At 30.6% G+C, this 23,334-nt stretch carries 17 protein-coding genes, 1 other RNA gene and 1 pseudogene; 8 read left to right on the top strand and 11 right to left on the bottom strand.

Annotation, left to right across the window (positions count from 1 at the left end):
* Nucleotides 1–85: 85 nt before the first annotated feature.
* Entirely contained in the window at nt 86–1,540 is a 1,455-nt protein-coding gene (locus ITB9_RS01910; protein ID WP_028289853.1) for a hypothetical protein, read from the top strand.
* A gap of 192 nt (nt 1,541–1,732) precedes the next feature.
* On the opposite strand, the gene ITB9_RS01905 is transcribed toward ITB9_RS01910, so the two are convergent.
* From ITB9_RS01905 to ITB9_RS01880, 6 genes are read right to left on the bottom strand one after another with little or no spacing between them, the layout of a single operon-like run.
* Nucleotides 1,733–2,281 (bottom strand): 1-acyl-sn-glycerol-3-phosphate acyltransferase, encoded by a 549-nt coding sequence (locus tag ITB9_RS01905; protein ID WP_054850909.1) that lies wholly within the window; start codon nt 2,279–2,281, stop codon nt 1,733–1,735.
* Nucleotide 2,282: 1 nt separating this feature from the next.
* The gene (locus ITB9_RS01900) at nt 2,283–3,365 is read right to left on the bottom strand and encodes an iron-containing alcohol dehydrogenase family protein (RefSeq protein ID WP_054850908.1); all 1,083 of its coding nucleotides are present in this window, start codon (nt 3,363–3,365) and stop codon (nt 2,283–2,285) included.
* Nucleotides 3,366–3,393: 28 nt separating this feature from the next.
* Nucleotides 3,394–4,011 (bottom strand): CatA-like O-acetyltransferase, encoded by a 618-nt coding sequence (locus ITB9_RS01895; protein WP_054850907.1) that lies wholly within the window; start codon nt 4,009–4,011, stop codon nt 3,394–3,396.
* Nucleotides 4,012–4,719, bottom strand: a complete 708-nt coding sequence (locus tag ITB9_RS01890; RefSeq protein ID WP_054850906.1) for an HAD family hydrolase — start codon at nt 4,717–4,719, stop codon at nt 4,012–4,014.
* Nucleotides 4,710–5,438 carry a 3-deoxy-manno-octulosonate cytidylyltransferase gene (kdsB, locus tag ITB9_RS01885; protein WP_054850905.1) on the bottom strand — a complete coding sequence of 243 codons (729 nt, stop codon included), beginning with the start codon at nt 5,436–5,438 and terminating at the stop codon, nt 4,710–4,712. Before kdsB ends, ITB9_RS01890 begins: the two co-directional genes overlap by 10 nt.
* A gap of 35 nt (nt 5,439–5,473) precedes the next feature.
* Entirely contained in the window at nt 5,474–6,904 is a 1,431-nt protein-coding gene (locus ITB9_RS01880; RefSeq protein ID WP_054850904.1) for an ATP-dependent RecD-like DNA helicase, read from the bottom strand.
* Nucleotides 6,905–7,026: 122 nt separating this feature from the next.
* On the opposite strand from ITB9_RS01880, the gene ITB9_RS01875 reads away from it, so the two are divergent.
* Genes ITB9_RS01875 through rsmD form a run of 3 tightly spaced genes read left to right on the top strand, consistent with a single transcriptional unit; the run spans nt 7,027 to nt 9,132 of the window.
* Nucleotides 7,027–7,770, top strand: coding sequence for a hypothetical protein (locus ITB9_RS01875; RefSeq protein WP_028289860.1), 744 nt, complete (start codon nt 7,027–7,029; stop codon nt 7,768–7,770).
* Nucleotides 7,754–8,575, top strand: coding sequence for a DUF3822 family protein (locus tag ITB9_RS01870; protein ID WP_028607484.1), 822 nt, complete (start codon nt 7,754–7,756; stop codon nt 8,573–8,575). The genes ITB9_RS01875 and ITB9_RS01870 overlap by 17 nt, the downstream gene beginning before the upstream one ends.
* A complete protein-coding gene (gene rsmD, locus ITB9_RS01865) occupies nt 8,575–9,132 on the top strand; it encodes a 16S rRNA (guanine(966)-N(2))-methyltransferase RsmD (protein WP_054850903.1) in 558 nt (185 codons plus the stop codon). The genes ITB9_RS01870 and rsmD overlap by 1 nt, the downstream gene beginning before the upstream one ends.
* Nucleotides 9,133–9,167: 35 nt before the next feature.
* Here rsmD and rnpB read toward each other — a convergent pair.
* Nucleotides 9,168–9,477, bottom strand: an RNA gene (gene rnpB, locus ITB9_RS02425) — RNase P RNA component class A.
* Nucleotides 9,478–9,668: 191 nt separating this feature from the next.
* On the opposite strand from rnpB, the pseudogene ITB9_RS01860 reads away from it, so the two are divergent.
* From ITB9_RS01860 to ITB9_RS01850, 3 genes and pseudogenes are all read left to right on the top strand, one after another.
* Nucleotides 9,669–11,395, top strand: a pseudogene (locus tag ITB9_RS01860) (DNA polymerase III subunit gamma/tau).
* Nucleotides 11,396–11,398: 3 nt separating this feature from the next.
* Complete coding sequence (locus ITB9_RS01855; RefSeq protein WP_054850902.1) at nt 11,399–11,932, top strand: hypothetical protein; 534 nt, start codon at nt 11,399–11,401, stop codon at nt 11,930–11,932.
* Nucleotides 11,933–11,951: 19 nt separating this feature from the next.
* A complete protein-coding gene (locus tag ITB9_RS01850; RefSeq protein ID WP_054850901.1) occupies nt 11,952–12,533 on the top strand; it encodes a tRNA-(ms[2]io[6]A)-hydroxylase in 582 nt (193 codons plus the stop codon).
* A gap of 67 nt (nt 12,534–12,600) precedes the next feature.
* Here ITB9_RS01850 and ITB9_RS01845 read toward each other — a convergent pair whose 3' ends face one another.
* The 4 genes from ITB9_RS01845 to ITB9_RS01830 all read right to left on the bottom strand — a co-directional run bounded on the left by ITB9_RS01845 (nt 12,601) and on the right by ITB9_RS01830 (nt 16,727).
* Entirely contained in the window at nt 12,601–13,137 is a 537-nt protein-coding gene (locus ITB9_RS01845; protein ID WP_054850900.1) for a porin family protein, read from the bottom strand.
* A 95-nt stretch (nt 13,138–13,232) separates the two neighbouring features.
* On the bottom strand, nt 13,233–14,144 hold the full coding sequence (locus ITB9_RS01840; RefSeq protein WP_028607489.1) for a Ppx/GppA phosphatase family protein: 912 nt from the start codon (nt 14,142–14,144) through the stop codon (nt 13,233–13,235).
* Complete coding sequence (gene ppk1, locus ITB9_RS01835; protein WP_054850899.1) at nt 14,137–16,197, bottom strand: polyphosphate kinase 1; 2,061 nt, start codon at nt 16,195–16,197, stop codon at nt 14,137–14,139. Before ppk1 ends, ITB9_RS01840 begins: the two co-directional genes overlap by 8 nt.
* 41 nt (nt 16,198–16,238) lie before the next feature.
* Nucleotides 16,239–16,727 (bottom strand): histidine phosphatase family protein, encoded by a 489-nt coding sequence (locus ITB9_RS01830; RefSeq protein WP_054850898.1) that lies wholly within the window; start codon nt 16,725–16,727, stop codon nt 16,239–16,241.
* A 346-nt stretch (nt 16,728–17,073) separates the two neighbouring features.
* Between ITB9_RS01830 and ITB9_RS01825 the strand changes: the two genes are divergently transcribed.
* Nucleotides 17,074–23,328 (top strand): gliding motility-associated C-terminal domain-containing protein, encoded by a 6,255-nt coding sequence (locus ITB9_RS01825; RefSeq protein WP_187294242.1) that lies wholly within the window; start codon nt 17,074–17,076, stop codon nt 23,326–23,328.
* Nucleotides 23,329–23,334: the final 6 nt, after the last annotated feature.

Below are 23,334 nucleotides of genomic sequence, written 5' to 3'. Positions count from 1 at the left end.
GATTTCTCACAAAAATAGAATATTTTTTTTGTTTGCTATAGTTATTTGATACCTTTGTAAAACTTAACATCATTGTAAATTTTATATGGAAATAAGGCTAAAAGGAGATAAAGAGTTTGAAAATATTCCGTCTCTTAAGGACAAAGCATTACGTATTAATTTAAACGAAAATATTTACGGAACGTTTTCTGAAATTGGAGCTGGACAAGAAACTGTGCGTCACTTTTTTAGAGCTGGAGGAGCATCTGGTACTATTGCAAAAGCAATGTCTGCCTATGATAAAGAATTTAGTGATGCTATTTATGGTATTGAAAACGATAGACGTTACGTAACTGAAGCACGTTTACGTAAAATGGTAGCTCATGAAATTAGATTAATTGAAGAACGTATTGGAAGGGAAAAAAATCCACACAAAATGTTTTTTAGTTTTGCTAATACTGTGGCAACTATTGATTTTGCTAAAAAATATAAAGGACATGGTTGGGTAGGAATTAAATATCAAATTGATCCTGAAGAAGAAGAATATAACGAAATTGTTTTGCACATACGTTTTAAAGAAAACGATGCAAGATTACAACAAGAAACTTTAGGGATTTTAGGTACAAACCTAATTTATGGTGCTTTTTATAAGTATAACGAACCTAGAAAGCTGTTACGTTACTTATATGATCACTTAGATAAAGATCAAATAGAAATTGATACTATTAACTTTTCTGGTCCAGTTTTTAAAGATGTAGACAACCGTCTAATGAGTTTACAATTAGTTAAAAACGGAATGACTGATGCTGTCATGTTTGCTCCTGACGGAAATAATGTATTACCAGCAAGAGTTTTATACAAGAAAAATATATTAGCGTTACGTGGTAGTTTTAGACCTGTAACTAAAGTTAATATTGACATGTATGAGAAGTCTTTGGAGATGTTTATTAAAGAAAATAAAGTAGACGAAAACAATACTCAGGTTATTTTTGAAATTACTTTATCTAACCTAAGAGCTGAAGGTGAAATTGATGAGCAAGATTTTATGGATCGTGCACGTTTGTTATGCTCTTTAGGACATACTGTATTGATTTCAAACTTCCAAGAATACTATAAATTGGTAGAATACTTCTCTCAATATTCTAAAAACAGAATGGGATTAGCAATGGGAGTAAATAATCTTGTAGATATTTTTGACGAGAAATATTACAGACACTTAAGTGGTGGTATCTTAGAAGCATTTGGTAAATTATTCTTTAAAGATTTACGTGTTTACCTGTACCCAATGAAAGATGAAGATGGTACTTTAACTACCAGTGATACTTTAAAAGTACATCCACGAATGAAAGAATTATATAAATTCTTTAAATACAATGGAAAGGTTGTAGATATCACAGACTTTGACCCAAGTACACTAGAGGTGTTTTCTAGAAGGGTTTTAAAAATGATAAATTCTGGAGAAGATGGATGGCAACAAATGCTACCAGAAGGTGTCTCTAAACTAATTATGGAACAAAGTTTATTTAATTGTGAAACTGAGGAAATTCCTAATAAAAAATAAAACAATTTAAATTCTATAAAAAATAAAGCGCTTTTAAGATAAACTTAAAAGCGCTTTTTATTTGTGTAAGCGTAGTAGTTTTAATGTTTCTTTTTAGTGACTGAAGTTTACTGTATGTTTCATCAAGTACTACGATTATAGTATTACAAATCCCGTACCAAAATTTAATTTTTAATAAAAAAACTTATTTTATTACGAATTTTTTGAAATTTTACCTCTAACTCCTTTAAAGAAAGATTTCATATATTTAAAATCAGCTTCTACGTCATCCGTTGGGTAAAAAGGTTCTGATATTTTGTTTTGCTTATTACCAAAGTCCATTGTAAACATAATGATAGGTACATTGGCTTGTTTTGCTATGTAGTAAAAACCTGTTCTCCACTCCTCTACTTTACTTCTAGTACCTTCAGGTGCTAAGGTTAATCTAAACTCTTCTTTATTTTCAAACAGCTTAGCAATAGATAAGACTTTGTTCTCTTTGTTTTTTCTGTCTACTGGTACACCACCAACAGCTCTAAAATAATAACCAAATGGCCACGTAAATAATGATTTTTTACCAATAAAATTAGTTTTAACCTGAGTAACTTTACGTAATAGTATGCCTATAATAAAATCAAAATTACTAGTATGTGGTGCAGATATAAAAACAGCTTTTTTAATCGTGTCTTGAGAAAAATTGGTATTTCCAACTACTTTCCAGCCAATAACTTTAAAATATATAAATTTTGCTAACCAGTACATATTACATTTTTTGGTATAATGCCTTAAGCGTTGCATGAGTTATTGTGTCTTTCCAGTTTTCACCAATTGCATTTTCCCATAAAGGCTCTAAACTTAAAGCAACATTTATCATAATATCAAAATCTTTGTCAGATAAATCTTTACAAATACCTTGAGGTAAAGTTATATTATGTTTAATCTTCATTTGTTTAAACATTGCTACTCCTTCAGGATAATAATCTACTAAATGATCGAAAACAATACAGTTACCAATACCATGTTTGATACCTAATAAATAACCTAAACCATAACTCATAGCATGTGCTACACCGACTTGAGAGTAGGCAATACTCATTCCTCCATGCCAACTAGCCATCATTAATTGATCTTGCGCTTCTTCTTCAGTTAAATTATCTCCTAGAAAAATATCTTTGCAAAGCTCCAATGCTTTCTCACCATAAGATTGGCTAAAAGCATTTAAATAGGTTCCTTTTAAAGATTCTATACAATGTACATAACAATCCATTCCTGTATAAAACCATTGATCAGTCGGTACATCTTTAGTTAATTCTGGATCCAATATAACTTGATCAAAAGGAGTGTAGTCACTATTGATACCTAATTTACGTTCTGGACCAGTTAAAATAGTTGTTCTAGAAACTTCTGCTCCAGTTCCTGATATTGTAGGTATACCAACATGATAAACAGCTTCATTTTTTACCAAATCCCAACCTTGATAATCTTTACTTTCTCCATCATTATTAAGCATTATAGCAACAGCTTTTGCTACATCTAGCAAACAACCACCTCCAATACCTATAATACCAGAAGGACGTTCTTTAAAGTTTAGTATAATATCCTCTACATACTGATCTATTTGTTCTGTTTTTGGTTCTTCTTTGGTAGATACAAAAACTATTTTATCTTGATAGGATAATGGTATTCTTGAGGTTAACCAAGCATTTCCTTTAAAGACATCATCTACAAAAAATATAAATGGTGCTTTAGTGTTTAATCTTTTAGGCTGAATAATATCTGCTAATTGATTAAAACTACCACGTCCAAATACTACATTTGACACCATTGGAAAATTTTTATAACTCATTGACTTTTAGTCTTTATTTGTAAATTTATTACTTATTTAATTGTTCTTGAAATAATTCTGAAAATAAACCAATATGATAACCATCCACTAAAGCGTGATTAACACTAATTGCTACATTCATCATTAATTGGTCATTCTCTTTAATTGCTTTAGCAAATGCTAATTTAGGAACAGATTCTACTGCGCCTGAAGTGGGCTCTTTATGACCGGAAAAATTCACCCAAGGTAATGCTGAGCAATGTATGCAATTATTAGCATTAACTGGTGGAAACAGGTCGTATGAGTTTTCAATTCTTCGTTTTTCGGCAGATAAATTAGATAAAAACACATTTAAGTCTGTATCATAATTTATAAAAGAAAAACCAAAGGTTTTGTCACTTCTAATAATTGTAGCCGAAGCATGGATAGTATCACAAATTTGAATAGCATCATCTACTATTCTATATTTAAAATTTTCTATTGCATTTATAGCGGTCATGCATGCATGAAGATAAACACCAAAAAAGCTTACATTATTAACTTTAGCATAAGCGTAGGCTTTGCTTACATCAAAAGGAATTGTTACCCCAAAATAAGGATCCTTCAATTTTGAAAAATGCTCAAAATGCTGTTTTCTGTTCCAGGTATTTATATCTAATGTTTTCAATTATAATTTTAATAATTTGGGTAAGTCTTTTAGACTTTTAAGTGTTTGATATTGTTTTAAATCGTTGGTATTAACATCTACTTGCTCATGCAACCAAGTTGTATGAAACGGAACATGTATGGCACTGGCTTTTAAATTAACAAGTGGTAAAATATCTGATTTTAAAGAGTTACCAATCATTAAAAATTCTGAAGGCTTAATCTCTAAATGGTTTAGTAATTTAGAATAATTAGCTTCTTTTTTATCACTTAAAACTTCAATATGATGAAAATAATCTAACAATCCTGACTTTTCTAGTTTACGTTCTTGATCCAGTAAATCACCTTTAGTGGCAACAATTAACTTATACTTTTTAGATAATTGTTTAAGTACTTCCTCTACACCATCTAACAGCTCTACTTTTTCATTAATCATATTTTTACCTATATCTAAAATTTTAGATATAGTTACATTTGAAACCGTATGGTTTGAAAGCTCTAAAGCCATTTCTACCATGGATAACACAAAACCTTTTACACCATAACCATATACTGGAAGATTTTTAATTTCCATTTTAAATAGTTCTTGGTCTATTTTATTTTCGGTTTCAAACTGACTTAAAAGTTTAGCAAATTCTTGCTCAGCGTTTCTAAAATACGTTTCGTTTACCCAAAGTGTATCATCAGCATCAAAACCGATAACTTTAATATGACTGTAATCTACTTCCATAGTTTTTTTGCGCGTTCTAAATCTTCAGGTGTATCAATTTCTACTCCTTCAATATCGGTTTCAACCATTTTAATCCGTTTACCGTATTCTAAATACCTAATACATTCAATCTTTTCTGAAGCTTCAAGCGTTAGCATTGGTAAATTATAAAAATCAAGTATAGCTTGTTTTCTAAAAGCATAGACACCTTTATGTTTAAAGTATTTTACAGCTACAGCTTCATCTCTTGGATAAGGTATTGGGCTTCTTGAAAAATATAACGCAAAATCTTGCTGATCAACAATAACCTTAACTGTATTTGGGTTTTTAATTTCTTCCCAATTAGAAATATTTACCATTAATGATGCTAGATCAACTATTTGATCTTTATCTTCTTTAAAAACTTGAATCAGTTTTTTTAAAGACTCAGCATCAGTAAAAGGCTCATCGCCTTGCACATTAATGACTATATCTATATCTAAATCTTGAACAGCTTCTGCAATACGATCACTACCACATTCGTGTTCTTTTTTACTCATTAAAACATGACCACCAATTTTATTGATTTCGTCATAAATTATATCGCTATCAGTCACCACCACCACATCATCAAATAATTTGGTATCAACTGTTGCTTCATAAGTACGTGTAATGACAGGTTTTCCTCCTAAATCTTTCATTAATTTACCAGGAAAACGAGATGCACTATATCGTGCAGGAATCATTGCTATTATTTTCATCTAAGTTTTAAATTAGAGTATAAAAATAAGGTATTTTAATGGTCTTCTTCAAAAAATTCGTCTTTAAAACCAATTAAATATAGTTTTTCTTTTGCACGAGTAATTGCAGTATATAGCCACCTAAGGTAGTCTTTGTCTATTCCGTTAGGTAGATAAGGTTGCTCTATAAAAACCGTATTCCATTGACCACCTTGTGATTTATGACACGTTATGGCATAACTAAATTTAACTTGAAGTGCGTTAAAGTAGTTATTACCTTTTATTTTTAAGAATTTTTTATAGTTACTGGTTTCGTCTCCATAATCTTTTTGGACTTCTTGATACAATCGGTTAGACTCTTCATATGGTAATGATGGTGTTTCGGCTTCAATGGTATCTAACATTAAAACGGTTTCAAATGGTTGCATTTTAGGGTAATCAACCATACGCACTTTAACTTCTGCAAACCTAAAACCATATAATTCTTTAATGCTAAAGATTTCTAAAACTTCAATAATATCACCATTTGCTATAAAACCAGCTTCGGTTGTTGGCTTAATCCAAAAGTAATTATTTTTAACTACCATTAGGTAATCACCTGCAGATAACTCGTTTTCATTAAACAAAATACGACTACGTATTTGTTGATTATATAGGTTTGCACGTTTATTACTTCTAACAATTATACTGGTTTCTTCATGACCCAAACTACTATAAGAGTCATTTATAGCATCCATAATTTCATAACCATCTACTAATCTGACTATATCTTTAAAAGCTTTTAAATTAAATTTAAAGCTGTCATAAAATCCGTCAGAAATAGCTTCTCTTAAAATGGTAGCGTTTTCTAGAATACCAGAATCTTCACCTTGACGTACAACTTCATCAAGTTCCATTTTAGTCACAGACTTATTATAGTTTAAACTAAGCGTATTAACATCTAAAGCTGGACTAATATCTAATTTAACTGGAGGCAACTGAGCAGTGTCACCAATTAAAAGCAGTTTACATTTATGTCCTTGATAAACATATTGCATTAAGTCATCTAATAATGATCCGTTTTCAAATAATTTAGAATCGCTTGGCGAATCCGGTATCATAGAAGCTTCATCTACAATAAAAATGGTGTTTTTGTGTTTATTGGGTTGCAAAACAAACTTTACACCTCCTCCTCTTTCCTTTTTAGGGAAATATATTTTTTTATGGATAGTAAATGCTTCTTTTTTAGAATAATTAGAGATTACTTTGGCTGCTCGACCTGTTGGAGCCATCAAAACTGCACTTTTTTTGATCTTCCATAAATTTGCTACAATTGTACCAATAATGGTGGTTTTACCAGTACCAGCGTAACCTTTTAACAAAAACACTCCATTTTCTTTATCATTTAAAATAAATTCAGAAAGTTGTAAAAGTAAAATATCTTGTTTTGTGGTTGGATTAAACGGAAAATGCTGTTTTATAAGGGAATAAAATTGAGAACTAGTCATTAAATTGTGTAAATTGTAAACTTTTTATCAAATATATAAATCATTTTTACCAACAATGGTTTTAACGAATAAAAAAAAATTGTAGATTTGTCACTGACCTTAATTAAATTTAATAAAATACTATGATAAAATTAGCACTTATTGTACTTGGAGCAATTTTACTAACAATTTTGATTGTTTGGCTTATTGACAAATTTATCCCAACTAAAGCAAAACCTTTTTTAACATTAGCGCTTTGGGCACTTATAATCTTTTTAGGTTATATCACATTTAATTCTGTTTATGGCGAAATTGAATTTAATAAACTTAAAGAAAAACGTTACGCTGCAGCTATTGAGCGTTTAATAGATATTAGAGATGCACAATTAGCGCACAGAACTGTTACTGGAAAATTCACTAAAAGTTATGACGAATTAATTAGATTTATCGAAAACGGTAAATTTACATTAGTAGAAAGAAGAGACACTAGTGTTGTTGATGAAGAAAGAACTTTAGCTTATGGTGGTGTAACTATGTTTAAAGACGAAGTTATTGTTGACACTATTGGTTATGAACCAGTAAAAGACAGATTATTTAAAGATACTGACAGATACAAAACCATGATGAATGTACCACTAGCAAAAGAAGGTACTAAATTTACAATGGATGCTGGAATGTTAGAAGATGAAAACGGAAATGAAATTCCTGTTTTTGAAGCATATGTTAAAAAAGATGACATCTTATACGATCAAGACAAAAACTTAAGACTTAAAGAAAATCAAGTAATATCTGTTGAAGGTGTTAATGGTGATGCTTTACGTGTAGGATCAATGAGCGATTTTAAAACACTTGGAAACTGGCCTAAAACTTATGGCAGTAACGAGTAATACAATACATAATTCAAGCAACTTAGAATTGTCCATTCAAATTAGTTTGAGTGGACTTTCTTTTTGTGTTTTAAAAAAAGACAATAATACTGTCTTACACTTAAAGTCTCAAGACTTTAAAATAAAAAAAACACCTACTGAGTTACTAGATGCAGTTAAAGATCTTTTTAAAACAGAAGCGTTATTAAAAATTAAATTTGATAACATCAATATTATTCATGTTAATGATTGGGCAACATTAGTACCCAAACCATTATTTAAAGAAGACGCTTTAGCTGATTATTTAAAATTTAACACCAAAATTTTAAAGACAGACTTCATTACATTTGATACTATAATTAGTAACGACAGTGTTAATGTTTATGTTCCTTTTACCAATGTAAACAATTTTATATTTGATCAATTTGGTACATTTACTTACAACCACTTCTCTACCATATTAATAGAAAAATTATTAATTTTAGAAAAGCACAGTGACCAAGCTAAGGTATACGTTAATATTTCTAGTTCTAATTTTCAGATAATAGCAATACAAAAAGGAAAACTTTTATTGTACAATACTTTTGAGTATCATACAAAAGAAGATTTTATATATTATCTAATATTTACTCTAGAGCAATTAAAACTAAATCCAGAAACTATAAACGTGGTGTTTTTGGGAAGTGTTACAGAGGAAGATCCTATCTATCAAATTTCATATAAATATATTAGACATGTGTCTTTTGGAAATAGAAATGACAATTTAGATTTTACCGAAAAACCAAAACAGAACCACTTACATTTTACATTACTAAAAAGCTTATAATGCGCATAGTATCAGGACAATTTAAAGGAAGAAGGATAACAGCTCCAAAAAAGCTACCAGTACGTCCAACAACAGATATGGCAAAGGAAGCCTTATTTAATATTTTAAATAACCAGTTTTATTTTGATGATATTTCGGTATTAGACCTATTTGCTGGTACAGGAAACATAAGCTATGAGTTTGCTTCTAGAGGTACAGAACAAATTTTATGTGTAGATCAAGACTATGGTTGTATAAAATTTATAAACGAAACTGCTACCAGTTTTGAAATGGATATACAAACCATTAAAAGTGATGTGTTTAAATTTTTAGAAAAAAGTAAACAACAACATACTATCATATTTGCAGATCCACCTTATGATTTTCCTGTTGAAGAATTTGCGAAAATTCCAACCTTAATTTTTGAAAACAATTTATTAGAAACTGAAGGTTTATTAATTGTAGAACATTCTAAACATACAGATTTATCACAATTACAAAACTATACGCACTCTAAAAGTTATGGAGGAAACGTATTTAGTTTTTTTGAAAATAAAACTATCGACGAAGAAGAATAAAACAAAAAACCATCTATTACTAGATGGTTTTTTTATAGTTAAGCAAATCTATAAGCCGGATTTTGTACTCTTAACAAAGAGCCCTTATCATTTATCTGAGCTTGCTGTTACCAACACGCTTTAGCTACCTACCCTCTAACAATCGCGCGTGTACGCTCAAACGTTAGTATACATGGTATTGCACCTCATAGAGTTTACCTGGTTTCACTACAGCATGACCTGTACATACTTTCTGTTGCACTTTTCCTCACCTTTCGGTGGATGGCTGTTAACCACTATGATTACACTATGGTGTCCGGACTTTCCTCTTTAAACTAAATTTAAAGCGATAAGGCGATTTACTAAATGCAAAATTACAACAAACAATACATTTGATATACAATAAACTTTAAATAGTTTCAACAAATACAATAACTATAGTTTTGTTAATAACTATCCATAAAATCAAGGATAAGGTTTCTTAGTTTAATGGGTATTTTTTAAATTTGTTATTCATTATTATAGCATCAAACTGATGTTTAAAAATTCGATATAATTTGGAACACTTTGTAGTATCTGCCAGAAAATATAGACCACAAACCTTTAAGGACGTTGTTGGGCAATCTGCTATTACAAACACCTTATTAAATGCTATTGAAAACAATCATTTAGCACAAGCCTTACTATTTACAGGACCACGTGGTGTTGGTAAAACTAGTTGTGCACGCATTTTAGCTAAGATGATAAACAGTGATGGTACTGAGTCTGAAGACGAGGATTTTGCATTTAATATTTTTGAACTGGATGCTGCCTCAAACAACTCGGTTGATGATATCAGAAATCTAACAGACCAAGTTCGTATTCCGCCTCAAGTTGGTAAATACAAAGTCTATATTATTGACGAGGTACACATGTTATCTCAATCCGCTTTTAATGCTTTTTTAAAGACTTTAGAAGAACCACCAAAACACTGTATTTTTATTTTAGCAACCACAGAAAAACACAAGATAATACCAACTATATTATCACGTTGCCAAATTTTTGATTTTAAACGAATAACTGTTAAAGACGCTAAAAATTATTTAAAATATATTGCTACAGAACAAGGTATAAATGCAGAAGACGATGCTTTACATATTATTGCTCAGAAAGCAGATGGAGCAATGCGTGATGCATTATCCATATTTGATCGTGTCGTTAGTTTTTCTGGTAAAGAACTAACAAGACAGTCTGTTACTGAAAATTTAAATGTTTTAGACTACGAAACTTACTTTGAAAGCACTGACAATATCCTAGAAAATAAAATACCTGAATTATTAATTCAGTTTAATAAAACCTTATCAAAGGGATTTGATGGTCATCATTATATTGCAGGTTTAGCGTCTCATTTTAGAGACTTATTAGTTTGTAAAAACCCAGTAACTATAGAGTTACTTGAAGTTGGTGAAGACACTAAAGCTAAATATTTAGAACAATCTCAAAAAGCAAGTCAAGACTTTTTAATTAAAGGAATTAACTTGGCTAATGAGTGTGATTTGAAATATAAAAGCAGTAAAAATCAGCGACTCCTAGTTGAACTTACCTTAATGCAATTAGCCTCTATCACTTTTGATGGAGAAAAAAAAATAGCAGTCGGTTCATAATTCCGCCTTCATATTTCAAAAAAATAGGAATAACTCCTGTTAAGGTTACTAAACCAAAAGTTGAAGCCACAGTAAGTAACACAAATACAACTGCAAAAGTTTCTGCGGAAGCAGTAAAACCTACTACTCCATCTAAACCAAAAATTGTTTTAGAAAATGGTATTGCAACTAATAAAAAAAGAACATCTGGCTTATCACTAAAAAGTATAAGAGCAAAAAAAGAACACCAAATTAAACAATTAGAAGTTGTTGTTGATGAAGAAAACTTACCAAGAGAACCTTTTCATCAAGATGACTTAACTGAAGTTTGGAATACTTTTGTGTCAAAAATTGAAAAAGAAGGGAAATTTAATTTAGCATCTATATTATCTATTGACAAACCAACACTGGCAGCAGATGGTATATCAATTCAGTTGACTTTTCCTAATTCCACTAACAAGGTAGAGGTTGAACGACAATCTTTTGACCTAATGACTTATTTACGTAAACATCTTAAAAACTATGATATAGTTTTAGATATTACTGTTGATGAACAGTTAGAGACAAAATATGCTTACACACCTGTTGAAAAATATGAAAAGCTTAAAGAAAAAAACCCTAACTTAGAATTACTAAGAAAAACTTTTGATTTAGACGTTTAGATTATGATTAAGTACTCCATTTTAATTATTACAATAATAATTACACTATTTAGTTGTGATGGTCGGTATCATACAAAAAAACAACCTTTAGATAGAGTTGCTGCTAAAGAATTAATACTGTCTTTTACAGAAAATGTAAAGTACTTTCCTGAAGAATATACTGAGTTTACTAATGACACCATTTTAAGCAATGGTTATACTGTCAAAATAAAAAACTATTCTGACATGGAAAACAATGTGTTACAAACATTTAAAACGTCAACTACTACTAATAAACATTATTTTAGGGAAGTAATAACAGAAGTTGAAGTTTATAAAAATAATAAGCAAATTTTTAAACATGTATTAGATGATGCTTTTTTATCGCTATCTAATACTGATTATGTACTTAACCAAGTCTATATTGACGAAATAAAATCCTTAAACACTAATACGTTACATCTTGTAGCATCAGCATGTATACCAAGAACAGTCAATTGTCCTGTTTATAATATTGCTATTGATCCTGAAGGTGAGTATTTAATTACAAAAATATAAATATCTAAAAACAATAACTATGCTTGGACTTAAACTACCAACAGATCCACGTTGGGTGAATATAGTAGAAAAAAATATTGAAGATATTTTGACAGACCATGCTTACTGTGAGCAAAAAGCAACAAGTACAGCAATATCATTAATTGTAAGTTTTCCTGAATATACAGATCTGGTTCAAGAAATGGTTGCTTTGGTTAAAGAAGAAATTAGCCACTTTAAAATGGTACATGATTTAATCTTAAAAAACGGTTGGGTTTTAGGTCGTGATCGTAAGGATGATTATGTGATACAACTCTTAAAGTTTTTTCCTAAAGGAGGAAGCAGAACGACTCAATTAGTACACAGACTATTGTATGCTGCTTTAATTGAAGCAAGGAGCTGTGAACGCTTTAGATTGTTATCTGAACAGTTAGAAGATAAATCTTTAGCTGAATTTTACAGAAAACTAATGGTTAGTGAAGCTAACCATTATACTATGTTTTTAGGGTTTGCAAGACAATATGGTGACCGAAAAGAAGTGGATCAAAAATGGAATGATTTACTTGACTACGAAGCTGACATAATGAAAAACCTAAGTAAAAACGAAACGATACATGGTTAATTAAACCTGACAAACAAAAGAAGCCAACTATAAGTTATAGTTGGCTTTTTTTGTTTGATTATTAAGATTAAAACTTTAACCCAATACCAATTTGCATGTTAGTATTTTTAGCTTCTAAATCAACATCATTGTCATCAAAAACGTTGGTTAAACCGTAAGAATATCTAAAGTCAATAAAAATTTCGTCAGTAATTAAATATTCTAAACCACCTAAAGCAGAAAATCCAAAGTTTTTAAATCCATCTTCGTAAGAATGTCCTTTTAAACTAGCTTGTGGTCCTACACCTATAGATAAACTCTGATCTATTTTAAATTTAAAAAATAAAGGCATTTGAATGTAGTTAATTCTCAAATTTTGCTCTTTAGCACCTTCTGCAGAAAACTGAATTTCTGGAGCAAAAGAAAAGGTTTTAGATATACTATATTCACCAAAAAAACCAATAAAAAAACCATTTCTGTGTGCATTTTCAATACCAGCTGGTACTTCTGGATCAAAGTCTAAATTAGAGATTGTATATCCAGCTCTAACACCATATAAAGCATCTTGTGAAAAGCCATAAAAAGAGGCTAGCATGAATGTAAAAAGTAGAATAGTTTTTTTCATATGAAATAAGTTAAATTGGTTAGTTTTTTGAAATAGTTATAAGTGTAAATATAATTTTTTTTGACAAAAACTAGCTATTAAATAGATAAAGTGTATTATTTTAACTTTGTATGACTTGAAACTGTGTCATTATACATACTTTTAATTATTCCGTCTGATAAACCAATTTTTGGGACAAAAATATCTTTTGCTCCACACCATTTCATTGCTGATAAGTATATACGTGTTGCAGGAATAATAACATCTGCTCTATCTTGATTTAAATCCAATGTAGAGATACGCTCTTCGTATGAGTACGTTTGAAGCATGTTATAGTATGAAGTCAAGTAAAAATATGATAACGGTTTACCCATTGCTTTACCTGAAACTTTAAATATTTTATTAATGTTTCCTCCAGAACCAATAACTTGAATTTTGTCGTGTTTAGAGGTTTTTGCTTTTATCCATTGCTCTAATTCTAACCAAGCATCCTTTTTAACCATGTCGTTTAATAGACGAACGGTACCTATTTTAAAAGATTTGGACGCTGTTTTTATCCCTTTATCTATTACAGAAAATTCTGTACTTCCTCCACCAACATCAACATATAAATATATTTTATTAGGATCTATATAAGATTGTAAATCTGTAGCTGCTATAATTGCTGCTTCTTCCTCTCCTTCAATAATATCTATTTGTAGTCCTGTTTTTTTCTTAATTAACTTAGCTAAATCTTTACCATTATTAGCCTCACGCATTGCAGATGTCGCACAAGCTTTATATTTTACAACACCATGTGTTTGCATTAATAATTTAAAAGCTTGCATAGTATCCAACATACGCATGATGTTGTTTTCTGATATTTCTTCTTTTACAAAAACATCTGCACCAAGTCTAACAGGAACCCTAACTAACGAGCTTTTTTTAAATCGTGTAGGTTTATCTTTTTCTTCTACAATATTTGATATTAACAAGCGTACTGCATTTGAACCTATATCTATTGCTGCAAATTTTTGAATTTTAAGCATCTAATTTATTTTTTAAGTAATTATAAGCTTCAAATTGAGACCTAAGTTTAGGTGCTTCATTTTTTTTGTAAATGTTATTTTGTGCTTTATTTAAAATTCTAGCTTTAACATTATCATTCCAACAAATATGAAACGTATGAATTAATTCTTCTTTAATTTCTTGATCATATATTGGACAGCTTACTTCTACCCTATTTTCTATATTTCTTGTCATCCAATCTGCAGATGAGATATACACTTTTGGATCGTCGTTATTACAAAATACATATAATCTTGTGTGTTCTAAAAACTTATCGACTATACTGATAACTTCAATATTTTCGCTGATACCTTTAACTCCTGGAACTAAACAACAAATACCTCTAACAATCATTTGTATTTTTACTCCTGCTTGACTTGCTTCATATAGTTTATCTACCATTTGATAGCTAGATATACTATTCATTTTAAGTTTTATGTATGCAGGTTTTCCATCTTTTACATTACTAATTTCTTTATCTATTAATTGAAAAAGCTTGTTTTTAGTATAATGAGGTGATGTTATAATGTGTTTAAAACGGTGTACTTTATAATTTACTTCAAAAAAGTTAAAGACTTTATTAACGTCTTTTAGTATTTTTTGATTTGCTGTAAATAAAGTATAATCTGTGTAAATTTTTGCGGTAGATTCGTTGAAGTTTCCTGTGCTAATAAAACCATAACGTTTCATTTTTTTACCTTCTTCTCTTTCAATCATACACATTTTACTGTGTACTTTTAATCCTTGCACTCCAAAAATTAGCTGTATGCCTTCACGCTGCATTTGTTCCGCGTAAGCGATATTTGCTTCTTCATCAAAACGCGCTTGTATCTCCATAGAAACAATAACTTTTTTTCCGTTTTTGGCTGCATTTATTAATGAACTAGCAACATGAGATATTTGTGCTAACCTATATATTGTAATTTTTATGGTTTTAACTTTAGGATCTAAAGCTGCCTCACGTAAAAATTTTACAATGTAAGTAAACGTGTGATAAGGTGCGTATTGCAAATAGTCTTTTTGTGCTATAGCTTCAAAAATACTACCTTCTAGACTTAATCCTTTTATAGGCAGTGGAACAATCTTATCGTACAACAAATCTGTACGTCCCAAACTAGGGAAACCCATATAATCTCTACGGTTATGATACCTTCCTCCAGGAATTATACTATCTGTATTATCAATTCCCATTTTGTCCATTAAAAAGGCAAGCGTTGATTTATCTATAGTCTTATCATAGACAAATCGTACTGGTTCTCCTTCTTGTCTATCTTTTACACTATCACTAATTTTTTCCATGAAACTTTTAGTCAAATCACTGTCTAAATCTAACTCGGCATCACGAGTGATTTTTATCATATGAGCAGTAATTTTAGTGTAATCAAAAATATTAAAGATATCGTCTAAAAATAGCCTTAACAAATCGTCTAACATGATAATATTATCTGTGTCACCATCTTTTGGTAAGACAATAAAACGATCCATATTTTTTGATATTTCTATCAAAGCATATTGGTTATCTTGGCCTTCCATGTGCATATTTACCGCAAGATAAGCTGCACTATCTTTAAGATTAGGAAGTTTGATTTCAGAATTTAATACTATGGTTACAAGTGCAGGACTAACTTTATCAAGAAAATATTTTCTAAGGTATTCTTTTTGTTTTTTTGTTACTTTATTTTCTCTTAGAATGAAAATATTTTCGGCTTCTAATTTTTTTTGAATGTCATTTAAAATCTTTAGACTTTCGGTTTGATGCTTGATAACAATGTTGGTAATAATCTCTAATAATTCTGAAGCTTTTATACCTCCTAATTGACTTTTACCTGCTTTACCTGCATAATCTATACGTTTAACAGTAGCATATCTAACTTTGAAAAATTCGTCTAAATTATTAGAAAATATCCCTAAAAAACGAAGTCTCTCTATTAACGGAACAGTCTCATCTGCAGCTTCTTGCAAAACACGATGATTAAACTGTAACCAACTTAACTCTCTATTTATGTACTTTTTGTCTAAAATATGATCAGTCATTTATTTGCAAATTTTACTACAAATATATCTAAATAGATTGGCTATTTTAAATGTTTTGGGAATACAATTTTAGTTGTTTTTCCGTTTTTTATGTCTTTCCATGAAGATTGTTTAAATTCTATCTCTACAAATCCTGATGTTGTTACATTATCAATGCTTATATCTCCTAAAGAATTACATAAATTGGTTAGTGCATAATTATGACCAAATAGCATTAATGTATTAATTGAATTGTCACAAGATTTTAAAACACTTAAAACAGACTCTCCTGAAAAGTCATAAAGTTCGTTTTTGTACTCAATTTTTATAGAATTGAGCTTTAAGTTATCGACGAACAACATTGCGGTTAATTTTGTCCGATTAGCTGGACTAGAAAAAATAGCCTCTGGCTTTAAAATTTTAGTTTTTAAATGTTTACACATTAATACAACATCATTTACACCTCTTTTTTTTAAAGGTCGTTCCTTATCTGAAACATCATATTTCCATGAGGATTTAGCATGCCTAATAAATTGTATCTTTTTATTCATAATAGTCGTTTAAAATCATATTTCATCGATAATGTTTTTTAAAAATACATTTTAACGTATTTTTGGGTGCTATAACATATTTATTTGATTCAGAGCAATTTTCATACTTCTTTTGCTGTGCTATTAATTGATTTCATCCCTAAAATCTAAAAAATAACAATAAACTACAATTAACACCTGTGATGGTTCTCCCTTATGTTGTAAAATTTTTTAGCAATTAAATTTAAAATATATTTTAACGCAGTAATATTTATATTATGAGGGTAATTAACAAGTCTCTTGCTGGTATATACAAAATAAATGAATTTTGTTTTTAATGCTTAAAATTTATAATAAAATAAAAGTTTTGGAAAAAATTAAAATAAATTTTATTGAGCAATTACTATTTATAGTAATCCTTTTGGTTGGCTTATCTGTTAAAGCTCAAGTCAAAAAACAATTTACACCACGTTATAACTCTACTTTAACAGGTGACGTAACAATTATTGCTAATAATATGCTGTCTAGGACAGCTACTGGAAATTACAATGGTAATGGAGATAACCATACTTTTACCAATAACGTTTATGTTGATATAGACAACGATAATACAACCTTTAATTCCAGTAGTGCAAACCTATCTAATCCAAGACCAAATGATCCATGTCTTCAAATTGAAAAAGTACTATTGTATTGGGCTGCTGCAGACAGAGGTACTGATACACCTAATGGAACCCAAACTGACAACCAACCAAACTGGAATTACAATGATGTAAAATTAATGTTACCTGGCCAAACTAGTTATACAACTATAACAGCTGATGATGTCATTTATAGAGGTCGAGATGAAAATCCACTTATTAACAATGACCCATACGTTTGCGTTAAAGATATTACAAACAGTGTAAACAATTTAAGCAATCCATTTGGTAAATTTCAAGTAGCTAATGTTGAGGCTAAAACCGGCTTTTTAATTTCTCATGAAAACACAAACACTGGTACCTCTGGAGGTTGGCAAATTATAATGGTTTATAAAAGTGAAAATCTAAAAACTAGAAACATTACACTTTTTGATGGTTATGCAAACGTAACAAGTTCTCAAAACAACTTTAATATTGATGTCTCTGGTTTTCAAACAGTACCAAACGGAAGCGTTAAAGCAGATATTGTAATTGGTGCTTTAGAAGGAGACAGATCTTTATCTGGTGACAGATTACAAATACGAAATACATTTAATAACTTTGTAGACATTGATGCTCCACAAAGAAACACTTTCAATTTCTTTAATAGTAGAATAACTGTAGGTAATAATAACTTTACAGATAGAAATCCAGCAAGTTTAAATACATTAGGGTTTGATGCTTCTGTATTTTCTTTGAGTAATAATGGAAATAATATACTTGACAATAATCAAACTTCCGCAACTTTTAGATTAACCTCTAATCAAGAAACTTATGGTCTTTTTGCTTTAGGTTTTTCAGTTGAAGTTTATGAGCCTATCATACAAACCATTTTTACTGCATCGCCAATTAATATTACTCCTGGTAACACTCCTCAAACAGTTAATTATTCAGCAAATATATCTAATATAGGAAATGATAACGCTAATAATGTTTCTTTATCAACAGTTATTCCACTAGGTTCAGAATTAACATTACCCATTACTGGTTTAACTTCTGGCATAACTTATAATTATGACAATAACTCAAGAGTCTTAACCTTTATTATAGATAATGGTTTACTAGACACAAGTGAAAGTTTAGATTTACAGTATCAAACAACAATTAACGATCAATGTTATTATTTAACAAATAACTGTTCTGATATTCTTGAATCCAATCTAGTCGCTTATTACAGTGGAGAATTAAATATTAAAGATTTTGTCAGTAATAGTTCCAATGATGTAGATGAATGCAATATTGGAAACAACTTAAATACAATTGTTACTGTAAATGCGCCTGCAGAAGCCACATGGATTACAAATACAAATGATCTTGACAGAACAATTGAATGTAATGATACAAATGCATTAAATTTAGCTCAGGCTTTATTTCCTCAAGCATCATGTTCAGGCCTTACTGTAATTAAAACTTCTGGTCCATTCGTATCAAGTTCAAATTGTCCAACCATTGGTACTTATACAAATACATGGAATTTTACAGATTCTTGTGGTCGTACAATTTCAAATTATGTACAAACAATTACCATTGAAGACACTACTCCTCCTAATTTTGATAGTACGCTACCAAATGACATAACTGTAACTAGTGAAAATATACCAAACGTTCCTACTGTAACAGCTACAGATAACTGTGGAGAGGCAGTTGTATCGTTTTCTGAAATTGAAACTGGTAATATTTGTGATGGTAGTTATACTATAACTAGAACATGGATAGCAACAGATGAGTGTAACTTAACTGTAAGTCATACACAAACAATAACAGTGACCCAACCTATATTATCAGCTAGTATAGTATCTATCACTGATGTATTATGTAATAGTGAAGCTACTGGTAGTATTGATATCTCTGTAACTGGTGGTACTGCGCCTTATTCTTATATCTGGAATGATACTAATAATACAACTACTCAAGACTTAAATAATGTTATTGCTGGTGCTTATAATGTAACCATTACTGATGCTAATGGATGTACAACAACTATAAGTGATACCATTTCTGAACCTGCTACTCCACTTAGTTTAAATATTACTAAAATTGATGCTACATCTGCTCAAGGTTGTAATGATGGACAAGCTACTGCTATTGTATCTGGTGGAACTGCTGGATATACTTACCTATGGAGTGCTTCTGCTAATAACCAAACAACTGCTACTGCTAATAACTTATCAGAAGGAACTCACTCTGTTACCATTACTGATGCTAATGGATGCCAAATCACGCAAAGTATTGTTATACTATGTGTTAATACTTGTGATGCTGAAATTAATATTGATACGATAACCAATGTACTTTGTACTAATGAAAGTACTGGTGCTGCTACTGTATCGGCTAGCTCTGATGCTAATCCTAATGCGACATTTACTTTTACTTGGTCAAATGGTCAAGTGAATGCTGGTGTAACCTCTAGTACTTTAGATAATCAATCGGCTGGTGTATATTCTGTTAGTGTGACCATTGATGGAACGGTTTGTCAAGCGGTTGAAGAAACTATATCTATTACAGAACCTAGTAATGTGCTTGATGTAACTGCTGTTACAACTGATGAATCTGGTCCTGCTACTGGTGACGGTACTGCAACTGCTACTGCTACAGGTGGTGTACAACCTTACCAATACACTTGGTCGCCTAATGGTCAAAATACTAATCAAATTACTGGACTTAGTGCTGGAAACTATACTGTAACGGTTACTGACGCTAATGGATGTACTGATACCGTTACTGTAACCGTTAATCCTGGGTCTTGTAATAACCTATCTGTGACTGGTACTTCTACTCCTGCGGTATGTTTTGGTCAAAGTAATGGAACTATTAATGCTACTGTAACTGGTGGCTCTGGTGACTTTACTTATGCTTGGGATACTATTACTAATACAACAACTTCGGTTAGTAACTTACCTGCTGGTGATTACACAATTACTGTTACCGATAAAATAACACTGTGTACTGCCAATACAACTATTACTATTAATGAACCTAATCAACTAAGTTCGGCTATTGCGGTTTCAAACATACTTTGTAAAGGTGAGCAAACTGGTGCTTTAGATTTAGCGGTTAATGGTGGAAATGGAAACTATACTTTCCTGTGGGATGATGCTAATGCTTCTACTACAGAAGACTTAATTAATGTACCTGCTGGTACCTATACCGTTATTATTACTGATGATAAAGGCTGTACCACTACTGACTCTGCTACTATATTAGAACCTGATACTAACGTTAACGCAACTATTGAGTCGCAAACTAATGTAGATTGTTTTAATGGTGATAATGGACAAGTAACTATTGTTGGTAATGGTGGAATTAGTCCTTACTCTTACTCTATTGATGCTGGAAGTACATACCAAAACAATGGAACGTTTAGTAATCTAACGCAAGGTAATTATACTATTACCGTCTTAGATGCTAATGGATGTACTTTTGATCAAAACGTTATTATCACTCAACCGGATGCGGTGTTATCAGCTAGTATTAACTCACAAACAAACACAATATGTGGCTCTTCTAACGGATCTGCAACTATATTTGTAGAAGGAGGTACTGAACCATATGAGTATTTATGGAATGATAATTTAGCGCAAAATACAGCTACAGCAACTAACCTAGAAGCAAATACTTATAACGTAACAATAACAGATGCTAACAATTGTAGCATTACTTTACCTGTTACGATAACTAATTCATGTATTAACATCGTTAAAACAGGTGTATATAATGATGAAAATCAAGACAATTGTTCTAATACAAATGAAACTATAACCTATACATTTACTGTCACTAACACCGGTAATACTCCTTTAGAGAACATTATTATTTCTGATCCATTATTCGAAAATTCTAATCCGAATACAACTATTACTTTAGTTTCAGGTGATATAAATTCAAATAATATTTTAGAACAAGATGAAACTTGGGTCTATTCTGCAAATTATCCAATAAATCAAACTCAAATCGATTCAGGTCAAGTAGAAAACCAAGCAACAGTTTCAGCAACAAATACTGATAACATTACTGTATCTGACATATCAGGAACTACAGTAGATACTGATAATACAACAGTAATTACACTTTGTACTTCTTCAGGAATCAATGTTGTTAAAACTGCTGCTATTGCTAATGGTGATACATGTTTAGCAGTTGATAGTCAAGTTACTTATACTTTTACCGTTACCAATACTGGTTCTGTATCTATTGATACTATTACTATCAACGATACATTACTTGGTGGTGATATTACTGCAGATGTTACTCTTACTGGTGATACTAATAATGATAACATCTTACAGCCTACTGAAACTTGGACTTATACTGCTCCTGATTATACAGTTACTCAAGCAGATGTTGATGCTGGGACTATTACTAATACAGTAACTGTTAATGGTAATGACGTTTTAGATAATACTAATATAACGGATAACGATACTTACATCATAGATCACGATAATACAGAAGTAAGCTTCTGTGACCCTACAATTGGTATTAATATAGTCAAGACAGGTGTATTTAATAATGATAATGCAAACGAATGTAGTGAAATAGATGAAACCATATCTTACACTTTTACAATAACTAACACTGGTTCTATTTCATTACAAAATGTAATCATTTCTGATCCACTATTAGAAAATGCGACTCCAAATGTCACTATAACTTATGTCTCTGGAGATCTTGATAATAATGGTCATCTTGCTCCTACCGAGACATGGGTATATACAGCAACTTATTTAATTACACAATTAGATATTGATGCAACTGAAGTTATCAATACTGCAACCGTTTCAGCTGAAGATTTATTGAATGGAAATAATGTTAGTGATACAGACCAAATTACAACTGAACTAATTGAAGATATCACAGCTCCTAATGCAATTGATTGTGAAGTTTTAGATGAAACTATTGAATGTGAAGGAAGTAATAACGAAACATTAGCGGAAACTTGGAACAATTCAAATCTTTCTGCTCTTGAAAATTGTGTTACAGATTCATGTGATGCTAACGTATTAATTACTTCTGATTTTAATTTTGATAATTTAGTAACAAATTGTGGATCAAATGGAACAATTGAAGTTATGTATACTTTAACTGATACTTCTGGAAACTTTAGTACGCTGACAGCTACATTAACAATAATTGATACTACAGGTCCTTCATTAGTATCTACTATCGATTTACCAAATAGTGTCACTTGTTCAACTATTCCTGAAATACCAGAATTAGTATTTGAAGATGGTTGTTCTACTACAGATATGACAGTTGTATTTAATGAAACAACAGAGTTTACAGGAGATGAAGAAATCTATGATTTAGTTTGGACATGGACAGCAACAGATAATTGTGGTAATGATACTACTATTACTCATGTTACTAATGTGTTAACAGAAAACTTCACGACTCCATTAAATGAAGAAAGATGTACTTTAGATGGGTTAATAGATTTATATGAATATTTACCTCTAGATGCTGATACCTCAATAGAATGGGACGTAGTAACGGATGATACAGAAATAACTGATGGAATATTTGATCCACTTGAAGTAGAATTAGGCGATTACGTATTTAATTACACAACTTCAAATGGCACTTGTTTAACATCATACGAGTTAACATTGACAATTAATGATGATTGTATAGTATTACCTTGTGGTGAAGATGATTTAAAAATATCTAAGGCTGTAACACCAAATGGAGATAATTACAACGAGACTTTTGTAGTTGGTGGACTTGAACAGTGTGGTTATATTATAGACATTAAAATTTTCAACAGATTTGGAGATATTGTTTTTAAATCTGCAGATTACCAAAACGATTGGAGTGGACAAAGTCCAAGTGGATCTATTGGATCTGCTGGACGTTTACCAAACGGAACATATTATTACGTAGTTAACATATTAGATAGTGGAATTGATACCCTAGCAGGACCTCTTTATTTAGGAACTAAATAAAACGAT

The sequence above is a fragment of the Olleya sp. ITB9 genome (assembly GCF_001315805.1).
GTDB classification, from domain to species: domain Bacteria; phylum Bacteroidota; class Bacteroidia; order Flavobacteriales; family Flavobacteriaceae; genus Olleya; species Olleya sediminilitoris.
Note: the sequence above shows the minus strand (reverse complement) of the source record. Positions and strands in the feature narration are given on the sequence as shown.